Origin of the sequence: Halobacillus sp. B23F22_5 (genome assembly GCF_043497085.1) — a bacterium.
In the GTDB taxonomy this organism is placed as follows: Bacteria; Bacillota; Bacilli; order Bacillales; family Halobacillaceae; genus Thalassobacillus.
Map to the genome: position 1 here is coordinate 138,484 of NZ_JBIEKI010000007.1, position 16,782 is coordinate 155,265.

Below are 16,782 nucleotides of genomic sequence, written 5' to 3' on the forward strand. Positions count from 1 at the left end.
TGATTCCCTCCTATTGATGAATTCTCTTAGCAAAAATGAGTGAACTTTCTTCTTTCCTAAGCGCAATCTGCGTGTTGAAGACTTTAAATGAGATAGGATCTCCTAGTGGACTCCTTTGAACCACCTCGATTGTAGCTCCAGGTACAAAACCTAAATCGAGCAGCCGCCTTCGCATAACATCAGTTAATTTAATGGATACGATTTCTAATTTATCTCCTACTTCATATTGGTGAATAGGTTGACTACCGTTCATTATATAACCTCCTTTTGGTTAAATGATAAAAAGTTTCCCTAAACCAACTTTAAGGTAAAAAATTTTTATGTTTTACTTTATGTTTATTAGGTTAAAGTGTGAAAATGTTTCTTTTAACTATGTTATTTGATTATAAACACAAAAGTTTCCTTAATGCAACATAGAATATAAACTGCTTTCTTCCTCACGCCTCTGTACTGGGGCTGAAAAAATAAAATCATATCATGGATTTTTAAGAGATAGGATTATAAAGACAAGTCAAAGAGTGAAGAGGGAGCCTTATGCAATTGTTTGATGTGTTCATGATGAGTTTCCTTGGACTGATATCAGGAGGATGTCTTGGTTGGGTGTGTGTCCGGTTGTTACAAGGCAAAAAGTTCTACAGCCTGCTCATAAGTGGGGGAGTTTTGCTATGTTTGCTCCTCATTGAACTCCTTCCTGAGGCACTAAACACATACCAGGCAAATGGAGTGGCTCTTGGCGCTTTAACAGGTATTTTCGGAATGGCACTACTCAATCGTTTTTTTCATAAGAACAAACGAAAAAACTTATTTCACTCGTTTGTTTTTTTGATCGTTGCTATAGGTGTGCACAATATACCGGTCGGTCTTACCATGGGAATCAATACAGGAGTTGGTGATGCAGGGGTTCAAAGCTCGTTATATTCGGTTTTGTTCTTTCATCTATTGCCTGAGGGAATAGCGCTGTTTATTCCGATTTTTGTTTATCAATATAGGTGGTTGATGTTTTTGAGTGCCATTTTTTGTTTATCCCTGATTATTTGGATAGCTTCATGGGTAGGCTTCCATATGCCACAGGTTTATACCATCAGGAATTCTTCCTGGCTCATGGGTGTTGCGATAGGGACGCTTGGTTATGGAGCGATTTACGAGATTTTGATACCAGCCATTAAGCGAATTTCAAAAGTAGCTGCTCTAGTGATATTAATCCTTACCTTTATGATTACCTTTTTGTATTTCCGGATGATGTAGCCCGAACGTGATTCAAAATAACGGTTTCTTGTTAAAAAGCCCGCTTTCCATATCACTATGAGAAAAGTGGGCTTTGGCGTTATCTTTTAACCAATGACAAATAGAATAGAGGATGGGCATTCATCCTGAACTACTGCAATGGTGTTTTTTATAGAAAACGGAAATATTTTGAAAATATATCTTGTGGAAGGGGTGGAGGTTTGGAATAATAATAGTAACTTTCTAATTGATTCGTTATGTGTGCATGGGGAAGGCAGCTTTTTATGAAAGAAGGGGAGACATGGAGCATGTTATTGATGTAAAAGGGTTAACGAAAAGTTTCGGCAGTGTCCAGGCGGTAAAGGATATGTCATTCTCTGTCCGCCCAGGGGAAATTTTCGGAATCATCGGGCCGAACGGAGCGGGTAAAACGACCACACTTGAAATGCTTGAAGGCATCCTGAAACCGGATAGCGGCACGATTGATGTGTTGGGACTTGATCCGAGCAGGCAGTTGAGGAAGTTGAACAACCGAATTGGTGTCCAATTTCAAGCTACTTCCATTCAGAAGAAAATGAAAGTAAAAGAAGCACTTGATCTATTTTCTTCCTTTTATAAGCAGGCAACGCAAAAAGAGTATTTAATCGAGATTTTGGGCTTAGGGGATAAGTTGAATGTTGCGTTTGAGGATTTGTCAGGTGGTTGGAAACAGCGGGTGACCCTTGCGCTGGCAACGCTTCACAAACCGGAAATTTTATTCCTCGATGAGCCGAGTATGGGACTCGATCCTCATGCCCGCCGGGAAATGTGGTCGATGATCAAGCTGATGAGAGAGCAGGGAAGTACGATAGTGATTACCACGCATTACATGGAAGAGGCGGAGAAGCTGTGTGACCGAGTGGCTATGATATACAGCGGACACTTGAAAGCGTTGAATACACCAGTAGAATTACTGAATGAAATGAAAGCTCATTACCTGGCTTTTGAAAGCGATGGCCTGGAGTACGACTACCTGATTACTGTACCGGGGGTGGCACGGGTAGAGCAGGAAGGTGATTCGTTCAAGGTTTTCAGTGAGGATCAACAAATGACTGCTTACCATATTTTTAATTACTGTCACGATAAAGGAATCAGTCTGACTAACTTCAAGTTTGAAAAAGGGTCCCTCGATGACTTATTCGTTCATTACCTGGAAAAGGAGCAGACGGGATGATACAAGTAATGAAGCTCGCAAGTATTGAAACGAAAATGTTTTTCAGGGATCGTCTCAGTGTTTTCTGGACGTTTTTGTTTCCTGTCGCCATGATTTGGCTGTTCGGTTCCATGTTCGTCGGTAATGAAATGAACGGTCTTTCTTTTGCCCAGATGTTTGTCCCTTCCTGGATTGGTGTCAATATCGTTACGACATCGTTTTTTACACTCGGAACCGTATTAGCCGGCTACCGGGAAACGGGCGTTTTGCGGCGTTATCAGTCTACTCCGCTTCAGCCCTGGAAAATCCTTGCCGCTCATACAGTGCAAGGGACGGTTATTTTCTTTATTTCTGCTGTACTGCTAATGGTGTTCGGGATGCTGATGTACGATTTAACGCTGCCTGCATACATGGGTAGTACGATAGTAGCCTTACTGATCAGTATCGCAGCATTTTTCCCGTTTGCGTTGTTTTTGACCTCATTGGCGAAAAACACCCAGGCTGCTGCAGCAATCAGTTCGTTATTTTTGAATCTCATGTTGTTCTTATCTGGGGCGACGTTCCCGCTCGAGTTCATGCCGACAGTCCTCCAGTATGTGGCGAAAATCCTGCCACTCTACTATGTCATCATTATGTTACGTGGTACATGGAGCGAGTCTCCGATTACAGAATATGGGGGCGAGATAGGTATATTATTAGGAATAGCCGTGATATCTACCATTCTGGCGTCTCGTTTTTTTCGTTGGAGCGGGAAGTAGAATAAAAAGCATAAATTGCTTCGAAGATATTCTCATAGACTAAAAGACCGCCGTTTGCCGATCGTGGACGGTGGTTTTTGTATGGGTTTAATAGTTGCAGACCCTGCAAGCATGAAGATGAGTTTGTACTATTGACAATATACCAATAGGGGTATATACTATACAATGTAAACCATAAGGGGTATATTTAAGGGGAGGTCAATATCGTATGAAAAATAAAATGATTAAACTAGTGGTAGCTTTAACACTAGTATTATCTCTGCTTGCAGTGAGCGGTACACCACAAAAAGCGAGCGCGGAAACAACGGCAGCAGACGTCCTTGTCACTTATGGTCAAATTGGCGCGGATTCCTATACAGATACGTTGGACGGGGTATTGTATACCGTTGATTCTATCGGATTTATGGCTGATCGTATCCTTTGGACAGAGGAACAAATCGGAATTATGGCCGACCGGATAGTCTATGTAACCGAATTTTCTCAAGATAATTCTATTAAGGTTATCTACATGGCGACAGCACTATGGCCGACTGGTGAGCAAGATGGTGGCTATACCTATGAGGTATCCTTAATGCCGGTAGCGGCACTTCCAACAGGTTGGTGAATCTAAAATCAGAACCAGGTGATGTTTAGCAGCTATCACCTGGTTTTTTTCATTTGCTGGAGTTGAATTTTACAAACAGATTTAATATAATTCTGAATGAAAAGAAAAGGAATACGGGGCGAAGTGGTGGAATTGGCAGACACGCTTGACTCAAAATCAAGTGCCTTCCCGGGCGTGTGGGTTCGAGTCCCACCTTCGCCACTTGATACGAAAGAGCTCTCACATCGAGAGCTCTTTTTCATGCCATATGAGGAGGGACATATTTCGTTTTGAAGGCCGTCTTCATCGGTTCAGCTTTCAGGATGGCCAAAAGTTGTTCAGCCATATAGGATGGGGGATGCTTCAATCCGCCGTTGATCCACTCGATGATCATTCCGAGAATCGCATAAGACTGATAACTCGCGTGTAAGTCAGGGTTGACGTCCGGATTAGACTGGAGGGCTGTGAGGTCTTCTAATGCCAGCTCTTTCAATGTCTGGATAAACTTTTCCTGGAAGCCTGGCAAAGCGTTAGAGCGGATGACAATCTGATAGAACTTTGAGTTTTGTTCCACATGGTCGAAAATTTTTATGGCAGATGAAGAGAGACTGGACACTTCGAACGTTTCCTTGTCGTTATATGGCTCCCGGTAAGATTCTATCAAACCGGTCATGACATCTTCGATGATTTCATCCAGCAAATCATCTTTGTATTTATAATGTTTGTAAAAGGTACCCCGATTATAATCGGCGGTCGTAACGATATCTGTAATCGTAATATCCTGGAAATCTTTTTCCTCCATTAAGGTAAGGAGGGAGTTCTGCAACGCCTTCTTCGTCCGCCTGACTCGTTTATCTTTATCCATCCTATCAGCCTCCTGTCTGGTTTTTTCATACAATAAGCAACAATCCTTTAAGCAGGTGTTGATTATTGAACACCCCATCGTGTTATTGCTGATTGTGCCTTCTGATTACGTTCATTATACTTAAAAGTGTAGGCTATTGCACATTTGCATCACTAGAAAGTAAGCGTATTCAAATAGGGAGGCGTTTTATATGAAGCTTCAAGACAAAGTGGCAGTCGTGACGGGTGCAGCGTCCGGGATGGGAAAAGCTATCGCGGAACTCTATGCGAAAGAAGGAGCGAAAGTAATCGTAGCTGATTTGAATCTCGAAGGGGCTGACCAGGTCGTTGCGGAGATTACGTCAAGTGGTGGCACGGCGAAAGCAGTAAAAGTGAATGTAGCCGAACTGGCGGACGTGGAAAACATGATCGATACTGCAGTGAATGAATACGGTACCTTGGACATACTGGTCAACAACGCCGGGATCATGGATGGGTTTGAGCCGGCCGGGGATATTGAGGATGACAAATGGGACATGATTTTTGATGTCAATATCAAAGGGGTGATGCGTGCCACACGAAAGGCGATTCCAATCTTCCTTGAAAAAGGAAAAGGCGTCATCATCAACACGGCGTCGACTGGGGGAGAGAACGGTGCCCATGCGGGTGCAACTTATGCTGCTTCCAAGCACGCGGTCGTCGGCTTCACGAAAAACACCGGCTTCATGTATGCCAATAACGGAATACGCTGTAATGCGATCGCTCCAGGGGCGGTTGAAACGAATATCGGAGCTTCTATGAAGAACGTCAACGAATTCGGCGCAGGTCGGACGAAGCTGGCACATTCCGTAATTCCTCGAACCGGTCAGCCGGAAGAAATTGCCCTGGTGGCATTGTTCCTGGCCTCTGATGACTCCAGCTTTGTGAACGGAACCGTCATTACCGCAGATGCCGGCTGGACAGCAGCTTTTTAATAACGAAGAGAATATTACGCGCTCCCATTGGGGGCGCGTATTTTTTTATTTTCCCCTTTTTGCATGTTACCAATTTAGACAAAAATACAAACCAAATATGTGAGAGACATCACATCCCCTCATGGGTACCTCCTATAAGATGTAAGCATGGTTGATAGTTACAGAAAAAGGGAGGTCAAACCATGAAATGGAACATATTGATTTTTATTGCTGGTTTTGTTGTCGCTTTTGCGGGTGGTTATTTGTTCATGGGAATGGATGATAGCACAGCAGCAACAGATCAGCCGGAGTCATCGGTTAATGAAACGGAAACTAAATCGGAGGAAGCTGGTGAAAATGAAGCGAAAAAAGAGGAAACACCAGATGAAACGGAAGCTGTTGCAACAGGAGAGGGTGAAGCGCTCCAGGCCAACAACTGTCTTTCCTGTCATGCTGTAGAGTCGCTCGATTTACAAGGGGGAACCACTGGCCCGGATTTATCTGATGCTTATTCCACTGTCGAAGATAAGCACGGCAAGCCGGTAGAAGAATTCCTGCAGGAACCGACATCAGCAGTCATGTCGACGGTGATTTCAGGAAATCCTTTGCCGGATGAGGAACGTGAAAAAATCGTGGAAGCTTTGAAAAAAGCATCCGAGCAGGGTGAATAGGGGGAGAGCACAGTGAATATGCAGCGAATTTTATATGGAGTAGTGGGTGTCCTGGCAGGTCTGTTGGTTTCCATCGTCTTTTTTGCCGATTTCAATCAGGCCAATGCAGGGGACGCAGCTGCTAATAAGAGTAAAGCAGAAAAAGTTTATGTACCTTATGGTGAGCAGGATGAATATTACATGTTCGCATCTGGCGGCCATTCCGGACAGTTGTTCGTTTATGGTGTCCCGTCGATGAGAAAAATTCGTACCGTTCCGGTATTCACTCCGGATCCGGCAACAGGGTATGGGTTTGATGATAAAACGAAGGAAATGCTCGGAGGCTATAGCTGGGGCGACTTCCACCATCCGGCTGTTTCAGAAACGGGCGGGGATTATGATGGCGAGTTCCTGTTTGCTAATGACGTGGGGAATAACCGGGTTGCTGCTGTTGATCTCAGCACCTTCCATACATCCGATATTATGAGCCTGCCGAACATGGGTGGCCCTCATGCCGGGGTGTTCGTAACAGAAAATACCGAATACATTGCTATGCCGACGCGGTTCGCTCGTCCGCTGGCAGGGGAATATGCAGAACTCGATAAGTATGAAGAAGATTATAAAGGCGTTGTTTCGATGACTACTTTTGATCGGGAGTCGAAAAAATTTGACTTAGCTTACCAGATCGTTTTGCCGCCATGGTCTTATGACTTATCGGATGCTGGTAAAAAGATGTCAAAGGATTGGATCGTCATGACGACGTATAATACGGAGTTCGCAACGACCAACCTGGAAATCAACGCTTCCCAGAATGATCGTGACTACATTGTCATGATCAACTGGAAACGTCTTGAGGACGAAGTGGCGAATGGCAATTATAACGAGGTCAACGGAGCAAAAATGATCGACCCACGCGACGTACCTGGTGCCATTTTTGCCATTCCGGTAGCTAAATCACCGCACGGCGTTGATGTGACACCGGATGGAGAGCGTTTTATTGCTTCCGGAAAACTTGCTCCACTGATGACGGTATTTTCTTTTGAAAAAGCCTTTGAAGCGATCGAATCCAAAGATTTTAAAGGGGAGGAATTTGATATCCCGGTTCTTCCTTATGAAAAAGTAATGGAACGTGAAGTGGATCCGGAAGGGGCACTTGGACCATTGCATACCCAGTTTGATGACAAGGGGCATGCCTACAACACGATGTTCATTTCCTCGGAAATAGTGAAATGGAGGGTTGATAGCGGGGAAGTCATCGATCGTAAACCGACCTATTATTCTCCAGGCCATGCTTCTGCAGCGGAAGGGGACACCATTGAACCGGATGGAAAATATATTGTCGCTTTGAACAAAATCGCCAAAGACAATTTCTTATCAGTAGGCCCTTCTCATCCGGAATCAATGGACTTGTTCGATATTTCTGGTAATAAAATGGAGCATCTGATGACGGCACCGACTGATCCAGAGCCACACTATGCTCAGATCGTTCATCGTGACAAAATCAAACCAAAGAAAATCTACGATAAAGATGAGTCACGGGAAAATTCTGTCTGGTCACAGGATGATGCCCGAATTGAAAGAAAAGGCGATGAAGTCCATGTCTATGGAATCGCCATGCGCTCGAAGTTCGTATTTGACGCAAAAGCGGAACGGCCTGATGCAGTCACGGTCAAACAAGGGGACACGGTCTATTTCCATATGACCAATATCGACTTGGATCAGGACATCACGCACGGTTTTGGAATCAATGATTATGACTTGAACTTTGAAATCCAGCCAGGTCAGACGAATACGCTGACGTTCAAAGCGGATAAAGCTGGAACATTCCCGATCTATTGTACAAACTTCTGCTCTGCCTTGCATCAGGAAATGAGTGGATATTTACTCGTAGAACCAAAATAAACAACTCCAATTGGAAAAGTGAGGGGATCCCTTCACTTTTCCAATCCATTTTAGGAGATGAGGGGTTATGAAAAAGAACTTATCCAACACATCAGCTGCCCTGATGGCAGTAGGTGGTGTTCTACTCGTTGTCAGCATATTTCTTCCCTGGTGGGGAATGAAATTTTACGCGCCGCAATATCAGGAAGGACTGGATATCATCGTCTATCCGACGACCCTTGATGGAGATATTGATATTGTCAATGGACTGAATCATTATATTGGAATGGCAGAGTTCAGTAATGCATCGTTTCCGGAACTGGTCTTCATGCCTTATATAATTGGAGGATTTGCAGTATTGGTGCTTATCGGGGCTGTACTGAGGAACAAAAAAGCGCTGGCTGGTCTGATCGGTTTGTATGTTGCACTTGGTGCACTTGGTATCTGGGATATGTATCGCTGGCTGAAAAAGTTCGGTACCGATCTTGATCCGAAGGCACCGATTGAATTGGAACCCTTTGTTCCTCCATTAATCGGGGAAAACACAATTGCCAACTTTGTCACGAATAGTGCGTTCAGTTATGGGGCTTATCTTCTTGCGGTCGTGTTCCTGTTGCTCGTTATTCCTTTATGGAAGGATCGAAAACTATGAAACAGGTGATCATAGGCTTGTTGCTAGCCGTGTGTTTATGGCTGCTGCCTGGGGTGGCGGCAGCTAATGGCAGCAATGAAATACAGAATCTGATTGAAGAAACGCCGGCCGGAGGAGAACTGATACTGGAGAAAAAGACGTATAAAGGAAACGTCCTCATCACAAAACCGATGACGGTAAAGGGGAAGAATGGAACGAAGGTACATGGAGACGGAACTGGTAATGTTATAGAAATAGAAAGTCCTGATGTCACGTTAGAAAACTTGGAAATCCGCTACAGCGGCAGAAGTCGTGATACTAGTGAAGAGTTCGCAGGTGTCAGAGTGCTGGATGAAAATATTACACTTAAAAACCTGGATATTGCGGAAACATATCATGGCATTTATATTAATCAGTCCAAACATATTGTGATAAAAAATAACACGATCGTAGGCCTCGATACACCGTCACTTGGTGATATGGGGAGCGGTATTCACATTGTCCGCTCAGGCGACAATCACATCGAGGGAAATTCCATTAAGCAATCGCGTGATGGAATCTATGTCGAATACTCCGATAATAATGAAATCATTAATAATACAGTAAAGGAAACACGTTATGGATTACATTATATGTACTCCAACTTTAATCGATTCGAAGCGAACAAGTTCATCCAGAATACCGGTGGTGCTGCCATTATGCACTCCGATAATATTGAACTTCGGAATAATAGTTTTTCTTACAATCACGGTTCCCGCGCTTTCGGTCTCATCATCCAGGGAAGCAGGGAGATCGACGTCATCGATAATAAATTCTATTTAAACCAGCGTGGATTGTACCTGGAACAATCGACCAGCAATATGATTGAGGGGAATACGTTTTTCAAAAATAAAATCGGCATAGAAGTCTGGTCTTCCAGCACCTCCCATTTTTTTATTAAGAATTCGTTCCATGAAAACAGCAGTGATGTGATCGCAGTTGGGGGCGAGTCCAACAATCAGTTTTTCAAAAATGGGGTAGGCAACTATTGGAATACTCCGATGCTTGACCTCGATCAGGACGGAACAGGAGACAGGGAAATGACTTCTACTTCAGCTATCAGTCAGCTTATTGAAGAAAACGAGCTCGTCTATTTGTTTTTGGAAAGTCCGGCCATGACTGTTTATGAACAGCTGAACAACCTGCTATCTGGACAGCAAACGATGGCGCTCGATAAATATCCGCTTATGAAAGAGAATCCATCAGCGAATGAGGCATGGATGTTTGGCGGGGCCGGGATTTTGGCTGCAGGAATTTACATGTGGAAAAGAAGGAGGCGGATGTAATGGCTTATTTATGGAAAGAGGGGCTGGAACAAGCGCGAGGGATGGGACTATGGATCGGGCTGGGGCTGGTGATGTTGACCTCGATTTTTCTTATCGCAGAAGCCCGGACTTACCCGGACGAACTCGCATTTGAAGCACTGCTCTTATCTTTATATGATATCAATATTTATCTGCTTCCGTTATTTGCCTTGTTTATCGCTTCCTTCGCCGTCTTTCAGGAAAAGGAACTGAAGACATTGATGATTTTGCTGACAAAGCGAGAGTCTCATTTATCGTTTTTGGTGAAAAAATCTTTTGCGATCCAGTTCGTAGTTCTGGCAGCATTCGTGCTGGGATACTTTGTGCTTGCCTTGTTTATGAAAGCTTTTCTGTCTTTTCAGATCACAAGCTTTTTAACATTCCTTTTTATCATTGTAATTTTCTTACTGATCTTCAACCAGCTCGGCATTTTGCTTGGTACGGTTTGTAAATCGAAGATGCAGCTGGTGGGTGCCAATGTGCTCGTCTGGTTCGTCACCGTCTTTTTACTCGACTTGATGTTCCTATATTTCCTGCCGGCGGTTTCCTATGACAATGTCCAGGTATTTTCGTGGTTCTATTTCCTGAATCCAATTCATGCCATGCGGTTTTATTTGGAAACATCATTGGGATTATTTTCAATGGATCATTTATCCAGGCTGTTGAATGAAATGATCTTCATGGATGTCAGGTACTTCCTTTTGATCAATGTCATTACCTGGCCAGGATTATTCTTTCTATTATCAACGAAGTTTCGTCATGGAGGTGAGCTGCGTGATTGAAATCAAAGGTCTCTCTCACGCCTATCAGAAGAATAAGGTGCTGGATGCTATTCATTTAACGATTGGTGCCAATGAACGTTGTGCGCTGGTAGGAAGGAACGGTGCCGGGAAGTCGACGCTGATCCGGCTCTTGCTCGGTTTGGAAAAAGTGAAGAAAGGGACGATTACACTCGCCGGTCATTCCAATAAGACCGGCAAGTGGAAGTCACGCGTTTCTTACTTGCCTGAGAAGTTCCAACTGTACCCACACTTGACTGGTTATGAGAATATGCGTTTTTTTGCAAGCCTTGCTGAAAAAGAAATATCAGACACGATCATTGAAGAGAAGCTGAAACTTGTGGCCTTATGGGAGGATCGTAATAAGACGGTTACGAGCTACTCGAAAGGGATGCTCCAGCGACTTGGGCTGGCGGTGACGTTATACTACGATACCGATATCATCATTTTGGATGAACCGACGAGCGGACTGGATCCGATCGGGCGGGAAAAGTTGTTGCAAATCATCGATGGACTAGAAGGCAAAACGATACTGATGGCCTCCCACCATCTTTCCGAAATTGAACGCGTCTGCACCGATGTAGCATTTTTAGAAGCGGGAAAATTAACGAAATATAACATCCATGAATTTATAGGAGAGCAGATGAAGAGGGGGAGTTGGGCATGAAAAAGCTAGTACTATTGGTATTGGTGATGGTCTTTGGATTAGCGGCATGCGGAGGGAATGATATCGCTTTTTCGGTTGAAGATACGCCATTATATAAACAGGGAGAAGCCTCCGTGGTGACGGTCCGTGCTGAACAAGGTGGAGAACCGGTGCAAGGACTTACCTTGAAGGGATTGATGGAAATGGAAAAAATGGATCATGGCGAGATTGACATCAACTTTTCGGACAACGGCGACGGTACCTATACCGGAGAAGTAGAACTACCGATGTCAGGGGAATGGATACTCGATCTGACTAGCGGGGATGCGGAAAAAATTCTGACAATCGACGTCGGTGAAGGGGGATCGCGATGAAAATCTGGGTGCTTATACTCGGGATGATGGTTGTACTTATAACGGCTGGATGTCAACCGGAAGCAGCAGAACAGAAAGAGAGTAGCAGTGTCAGCGCAGAAGAAGTGGATGCCACTTTACGTGAGAATGAAGTGGTTCGGATCGGGGAAGAGGTGTTCTTGGATGAAGATCTGACATTGTACACGTTGATGCAGCAGGTGAAAATCGAACTACTTCGGCATCAGGATGAGCAGCAACTTTCTGGTGATGAGCTAGCTGACAGGCAGAAGTACTGGGACGATCAAATGGCCTATCTCGATAACTATAACGTCCAGTTGAATCATTTGATCGAGTTGAATGCCATGGCTCTGCTCGCTGAAGAAAAGAGCTATTTTATCCCGGCTGAGAAAATAGAAGCCCAGCTCGATGATTTGAAAGGTAAAATCGCGAAAGCCGAACAGGCTGCTGATTTAGTGGAAGCATATGGGCAAGAAAACTTCAAGCAGGCGATTCGTCCGTATCTCGAAGCGTCGATGCTGCGGGATAGAGTCAGCAAGGATTTGCTGAAAGAACTGGAACAAGAAAATCCTGATGCCAGTGAGCAGGAATTGAATTATTTACTGGCCCAACGTTTTGAGGAATTGTATCGGGATCAGCTTGAAAGTTTGGAAATAGAGGTCCGCCCGGGCCGTTAACCGGGCATGCACCAGATTATAATACCATCGTACCTAGAAGAGAGCTTTCGCTTTAAAAGAAGGCTTTCTTTTTTGTTTTGGTAGATTAATTGGGAAATGGGAGGGGAAGACAAAAAGGAGGGATGAACCAGAAAGGATGAGTTTCTTGAATATCTCAATCAACGGAAAAGTTGCAATCGTAACAGGAAGCTCTAAGGGGCTGGGAAAAGTGATCGCTCAAAAGCTTGCCGACAAAGGCTGCAAAGTCGGCATCAATTATCGCAACAATGCTGAAAAAGCCAATGCGGTCGTTCAGGAAATCCAGGAGCTTGGAGGAGAAGCGGTTGCTTTTCAGGCAGATATCACGGATGAAAAAGAGGTTGTCAGTCTGGTGGATAATATGGAAGAGCATTTTCATCAAACGGTCGATATTATTGTTAATAATGCCAGCGGGCCACAACCTGAACTGTCGTTAGAGGAAGTGACCTGGGACGATTATGTAGATCAATTGGACTTTTCGGTAAAGGCTCCATTGCTTCTGACCAAGCGTGTCATGGCGGGTATGAAAGAAAAACAGTGGGGAAGGATCATCAATATTGGCAGCGAAGTGGTCACCATGGGTAATTCCCATTTTTCCAATTATGTTACCGCTAAATCTTCTGTCGTCGGGATGACTCGTTCCTGGGGGAACGAACTAGGGGAATACGGGATTACCGTGAATGCTGTGCATCCCGGCTTTACCCCTGTCGAACGCCATGGGGAAGTGACGGCAGAAAGTGCGAAGGGCTATCTGGAAGATGTCCCGTTACAACGATTGGGAACTCCGGATGATATCGCATATATGGTGGGTTTTTTATGTAGCGATGAAGCAGGATTTGTTACAGGGCAAAACATCAATGTCAATGGCGGCAATACGCTAGGCATTTAACGCTGATAATCAGGATATACTGAGCTGGAGTTACCGCTATAGGCTTTTTGTATTACCGTTGCAGGAACTTATTTTTTAAAAAAGAAAACGATACCCCAAAGGAAATCAGTATATAAGTAGTTCAGTTTTAGGTGCAATTCACTCAAATTGTACATAATATTGGACTGCTTTTTTCTTGTCAAATTGCATAGTACTGTTAATTATCAGGGTGCTTTTTGAGAAGCATTATGTAAATTTTTTAGAGTTAGGAAAATTTACATAGGTGAGACTAATAATGATTCCACTATTCCAATGACCGGATCGACTTCTTCAAAAAATGAAAATATAAATCCAGTATAATCAGGCCGATCCCATAGGCAAGAAACGTATAGAATACATTCCAAGGAGGATGGTACACCACTTTATTGAAATACAGAGCTATCATTTCTGCAACATTTAAAAATAATATAAATCCTAAGTACACTTTCCATCGTTTCCATTTCTTAAAATAAATCAAATACGTAAAAATCAGGCCGGCTGATGGATTGTAGCCAAAGTCTATGTTTAGTGAGTTAAAAATTATAAAATCAGTTTGTGGATGGAGGTTCCAGAATCCCCATTCCATACCGATTTGATTCAGAGATAACGATAATAGCGACATGAAAGGTGCGACAGTCAAAAACAATAAAGGAACCCGGCGACAGGTTAGAATCGCAATTGACCAAGGAATAATAAAGCCTATGACAAAATTAAAAAGAATGGGGATCACCACTTTTTAAAAGGGTTTTGTTATTACTTATTATCAGCTTAGGAATTAATTTCATAATTGGTAAAAATATCAAGTTGTAAGGAGACGATTATCTTTTCTTACTTAAAATATCGATAAAAAAGGACCGCCTCGCTTGAGAGACAGTCCTGTGATTTTAATGGTTATAAGAAGTGCGGAAGCGTTTATTATCGCCAATCGGCTTGTTTCCAATATAATTGTGGAAGAAAAATTCACCTGCTGCCACAACGATACCGGCAAGCAGACCTGCTGACATCCAGGAAGAGACATCGTTACTTCCAAACATTGGGCCTATCACTGCGATCACTAAGAATGCAACCCCGATGTCTGCAGTGGTCGCTATCATATTGGTGGTTTTTGGATAAAGCTTCAAATCACCCAGTGGATATGAAATGGCTCCAAGTACGATAGTGATAGCCAGAACGGTTAGCAGCGAAACATTAAATCCCAAAGTCAAAACGACGAACAACGCAACAAATGTCATCAATCCTTTGATCGCAAGCGCCTTCACATGTTCCATGGTATCACTCCTTCTCTGGTGATTTTTTGCCAATTTTCCTGATTACAATTAAAACCTCTATTGTCCAGTCTTTGGACTTATAACATTTATTCCCATCTAAACAGGAGACAAACGTAAAAACAGCCATATAAAGGAATTGAAATATTCTTTTAACATTAAAAACACTACCTGTATATCAACGGGTGGTGAATTCTTCTTTTAGCAAGTATCCCAACTGAGGGAAGCGGAGTCCTGTTTTCCATCCTCCAACACCCTTCAGGTCATATTTTTTGACGAGACGGAACTTCGGAAGCAAGGAACGGGCATCTTCGAACCACACTTCATGCGGATCGCCGTTTTTATCTGTGTAACGGAAGGAAGGGTTAGCATGGTAGTAATTATACTGGATGCTGCTTGCATGTTCGGCAGCTATTCTTAATGCTTCTTCCTGGGAGTAGGCCTCCGCATATTCCTCATCTGCCAGATTCCAATCATACGCATACATGGCAATTCCTAAATAGATCTTTTCCCCAGGAATAACGGAAGTTGCGTATTCAAGAGTCTTGTCTACTTTTTTAATCGGCGCAATCGGACCAGGATCACCGCCAGCCCAATGCCAATCATAGGTCATCAAAAACAAGAAATCGGCATGAGTACCGAGGGTCTGGTAGTCGTAGGCTGCATGATAAGCAGGGTTGCGATCACCTTTCATTGGAGGAATTGCCAGTCCGACTTTGGCACCGATTTTACCCAGGCGCCCGTTTAACTTCTTAATAAAAGTATTGTAATTGGACCTGTCTTTCGGGTGGAGGCTTTCAAAGTCGATGATCGCTCCTTTATATTCTTTTTGATGCACGAGTGTTGCGATGTTTTCGATCAATTGCCGCTGTTTTTCCGCATTTGCCAACAAATCATGAGCAAGGTCAGGGTCAAATCCTTCAGCGGTCAAATTGGTAATGGTAGCATAAGGCGTCATACCTTTTTTCCATGCCAGTTCAATGGAATCCTCCCCATGCAGGCTGCTTAAGGACCCATTAGCATCAGGTCGGTATTCAAAAAAGCTGATCGAATCAAGGTAGTTACTGTAAAAGTTCATTGCCCATTTATTCTCACCAGGAGTGGAGGGAACGAAAAAAGCTCCGATGGTAGCATCTGTTTTATTGCTTTGTGGAATCTGTAGTCGCTGTCCGTTAACGACAGTGTGTGATGTGATACCATTTATTTCCATGAGATTTTTCACGGATATTTGATGAAGGTTGGCTATTTTCCAGAGTGTATCGCCAGGTTCTACTACATACGTGTTCCCAGGTACAAGTAAGGACTGACCGGGCAAAAGTTTCGCGGGGTCTGCCACTCCATTAATGTCTTGCAGTTCTTTAGTGGATCGGTTGTACACCTCCGCAATTCTCGACAAGGTGTCATTTTTCTTAACCGTATAAATGATACTTGCATGGCTCGAGGATATTGGCACGAGACAAAGGAGACTTAATATAAGGAAGAAGACTAATTTTTTCATAAGCAGACCCTTTCTGTATCGTTTTCATGTCCATAGTCTGAGCCGAATGAGCATCATTATGCAGTTTCTTTTTTTAGGCTTTGTTAAATCTCCGAGCTGATTTTACAGATAATCTCCCATTTGCGGAAGACCAGTTTCGAGACTTTAGGTTGCGGTGGTGGCTGGGAAAACGGATCGCTTTCCGTGGGCATGAGGTGAGCTTCCTCAGGCTTCGCCTTGCGGGATCTCACCGATCATGTTCTTTCCACAGGAGTCTCACCGTTTTCCCAGCCACCATATGTTTGTAGGAAGCTCGAAACTCCACTTGAAAATAGCGTACTTTTGGAAAAGAAAATACAATAATTTCAGCATTGTAATAGCGTTCCTCGCAAATCATGGAAATATATTTAAAGGCGATTTCGATAATCTCTTTCGGTAAAGGGAGTAGGGGAAGGATGCATAGCCGTCAAGCTAAGCTCTAAAATTTTTGTATCTCCCCTTATATACGTTATCCTTCCTTCAAGAATTTTCTAAGGAAGGATGATTTTATGAAACTAATGAAACACATTCGGTCCATGGCTCAA

General features: G+C 43.5%; 19 protein-coding genes and 1 tRNA gene. 15 read left to right on the forward strand and 5 right to left on the reverse strand.

Translation table 11 applies throughout. The features are described from left to right. Positions 1-10: 10 nt before the first annotated feature. Entirely contained in the window at positions 11-253 is a 243-nt protein-coding gene (locus ACGTN9_RS11795; protein ID WP_499593000.1) for a FeoA family protein, read from the reverse strand. Positions 254-534: 281 nt separating this feature from the next. Between ACGTN9_RS11795 and ACGTN9_RS11800 the strand changes: the two genes are divergently transcribed. From ACGTN9_RS11800 to ACGTN9_RS11820, 5 genes are all read left to right on the forward strand, one after another. Beyond that, entirely contained in the window at positions 535-1,245 is a 711-nt protein-coding gene (locus ACGTN9_RS11800) for a ZIP family metal transporter (protein WP_499593002.1), read from the forward strand. Between the two features lie 280 nt (positions 1,246-1,525). Continuing rightward, the gene (locus ACGTN9_RS11805; protein ID WP_499593004.1) at positions 1,526-2,437 is read left to right on the forward strand and encodes an ABC transporter ATP-binding protein; all 912 of its coding nucleotides are present in this window, start codon (positions 1,526-1,528) and stop codon (positions 2,435-2,437) included. Continuing rightward, positions 2,434-3,174 (forward strand): ABC transporter permease, encoded by a 741-nt coding sequence (locus tag ACGTN9_RS11810; protein WP_499593006.1) that lies wholly within the window; start codon positions 2,434-2,436, stop codon positions 3,172-3,174. Before ACGTN9_RS11805 ends, ACGTN9_RS11810 begins: the two co-directional genes overlap by 4 nt. A 208-nt stretch (positions 3,175-3,382) precedes the next feature. Beyond that, on the forward strand, positions 3,383-3,778 hold the full coding sequence (locus ACGTN9_RS11815; protein WP_499593008.1) for a hypothetical protein: 396 nt from the start codon (positions 3,383-3,385) through the stop codon (positions 3,776-3,778). Between the two features lie 117 nt (positions 3,779-3,895). Next, positions 3,896-3,979, forward strand: a tRNA-Leu gene (locus ACGTN9_RS11820). 37 nt (positions 3,980-4,016) lie between these two features. On the opposite strand, the gene ACGTN9_RS11825 is transcribed toward ACGTN9_RS11820, so the two are convergent. Beyond that, positions 4,017-4,622 carry a TetR/AcrR family transcriptional regulator gene (locus tag ACGTN9_RS11825; RefSeq protein ID WP_499593010.1) on the reverse strand — a complete coding sequence of 202 codons (606 nt, stop codon included), beginning with the start codon at positions 4,620-4,622 and terminating at the stop codon, positions 4,017-4,019. A gap of 190 nt (positions 4,623-4,812) precedes the next feature. Here ACGTN9_RS11825 and ACGTN9_RS11830 point away from each other — a divergent pair, with 190 nt between their 5' ends. From ACGTN9_RS11830 to ACGTN9_RS11875, 10 genes are all read left to right on the forward strand, one after another. Continuing rightward, the gene (locus tag ACGTN9_RS11830; protein ID WP_499593012.1) at positions 4,813-5,574 is read left to right on the forward strand and encodes an SDR family oxidoreductase; all 762 of its coding nucleotides are present in this window, start codon (positions 4,813-4,815) and stop codon (positions 5,572-5,574) included. A gap of 182 nt (positions 5,575-5,756) precedes the next feature. Continuing rightward, the gene (locus ACGTN9_RS11835; RefSeq protein ID WP_499593014.1) at positions 5,757-6,224 is read left to right on the forward strand and encodes a c-type cytochrome; all 468 of its coding nucleotides are present in this window, start codon (positions 5,757-5,759) and stop codon (positions 6,222-6,224) included. Between the two features lie 18 nt (positions 6,225-6,242). Next, positions 6,243-8,105: a Sec-dependent nitrous-oxide reductase gene (gene nosZ / locus ACGTN9_RS11840; RefSeq protein ID WP_499593048.1), complete on the forward strand. Its 1,863-nt coding sequence runs from the start codon at positions 6,243-6,245 to the stop codon at positions 8,103-8,105. A 67-nt stretch (positions 8,106-8,172) separates the two neighbouring features. Then, the gene (locus tag ACGTN9_RS11845) at positions 8,173-8,736 is read left to right on the forward strand and encodes a hypothetical protein (protein ID WP_499593016.1); all 564 of its coding nucleotides are present in this window, start codon (positions 8,173-8,175) and stop codon (positions 8,734-8,736) included. Further along, positions 8,733-10,040, forward strand: coding sequence for a nitrous oxide reductase family maturation protein NosD (gene nosD, locus ACGTN9_RS11850; RefSeq protein WP_499593018.1), 1,308 nt, complete (start codon positions 8,733-8,735; stop codon positions 10,038-10,040). The genes ACGTN9_RS11845 and nosD overlap by 4 nt, the downstream gene beginning before the upstream one ends. Next, positions 10,040-10,840, forward strand: coding sequence for an ABC transporter permease subunit (locus ACGTN9_RS11855; RefSeq protein WP_499593020.1), 801 nt, complete (start codon positions 10,040-10,042; stop codon positions 10,838-10,840). Before nosD ends, ACGTN9_RS11855 begins: the two co-directional genes overlap by 1 nt. Next, positions 10,833-11,504, forward strand: a complete 672-nt coding sequence (locus tag ACGTN9_RS11860) for an ABC transporter ATP-binding protein (RefSeq protein WP_499593022.1) — start codon at positions 10,833-10,835, stop codon at positions 11,502-11,504. The genes ACGTN9_RS11855 and ACGTN9_RS11860 overlap by 8 nt, the downstream gene beginning before the upstream one ends. Beyond that, entirely contained in the window at positions 11,501-11,857 is a 357-nt protein-coding gene (locus ACGTN9_RS11865; RefSeq protein ID WP_499593024.1) for a FixH family protein, read from the forward strand. The genes ACGTN9_RS11860 and ACGTN9_RS11865 overlap by 4 nt, the downstream gene beginning before the upstream one ends. Then, the gene (locus ACGTN9_RS11870) at positions 11,854-12,531 is read left to right on the forward strand and encodes a hypothetical protein (protein ID WP_499593026.1); all 678 of its coding nucleotides are present in this window, start codon (positions 11,854-11,856) and stop codon (positions 12,529-12,531) included. Before ACGTN9_RS11865 ends, ACGTN9_RS11870 begins: the two co-directional genes overlap by 4 nt. Positions 12,532-12,676: 145 nt before the next feature. Further along, a complete protein-coding gene (locus tag ACGTN9_RS11875; RefSeq protein WP_499593028.1) occupies positions 12,677-13,438 on the forward strand; it encodes an SDR family NAD(P)-dependent oxidoreductase in 762 nt (253 codons plus the stop codon). A gap of 283 nt (positions 13,439-13,721) precedes the next feature. On the opposite strand, the gene ACGTN9_RS11880 is transcribed toward ACGTN9_RS11875, so the two are convergent. From ACGTN9_RS11880 to ACGTN9_RS11890, 3 genes are all read right to left on the reverse strand, one after another. Next, complete coding sequence (locus tag ACGTN9_RS11880) at positions 13,722-14,078, reverse strand: hypothetical protein (RefSeq protein ID WP_499593030.1); 357 nt, start codon at positions 14,076-14,078, stop codon at positions 13,722-13,724. A 262-nt stretch (positions 14,079-14,340) separates the two neighbouring features. Next, on the reverse strand, positions 14,341-14,724 hold the full coding sequence (locus tag ACGTN9_RS11885; RefSeq protein ID WP_499593032.1) for a DUF2512 family protein: 384 nt from the start codon (positions 14,722-14,724) through the stop codon (positions 14,341-14,343). A gap of 175 nt (positions 14,725-14,899) precedes the next feature. Beyond that, positions 14,900-16,219, reverse strand: coding sequence for a glycoside hydrolase family 18 protein (locus tag ACGTN9_RS11890; RefSeq protein WP_499593034.1), 1,320 nt, complete (start codon positions 16,217-16,219; stop codon positions 14,900-14,902). Positions 16,220-16,782 lie beyond the last annotated feature (563 nt).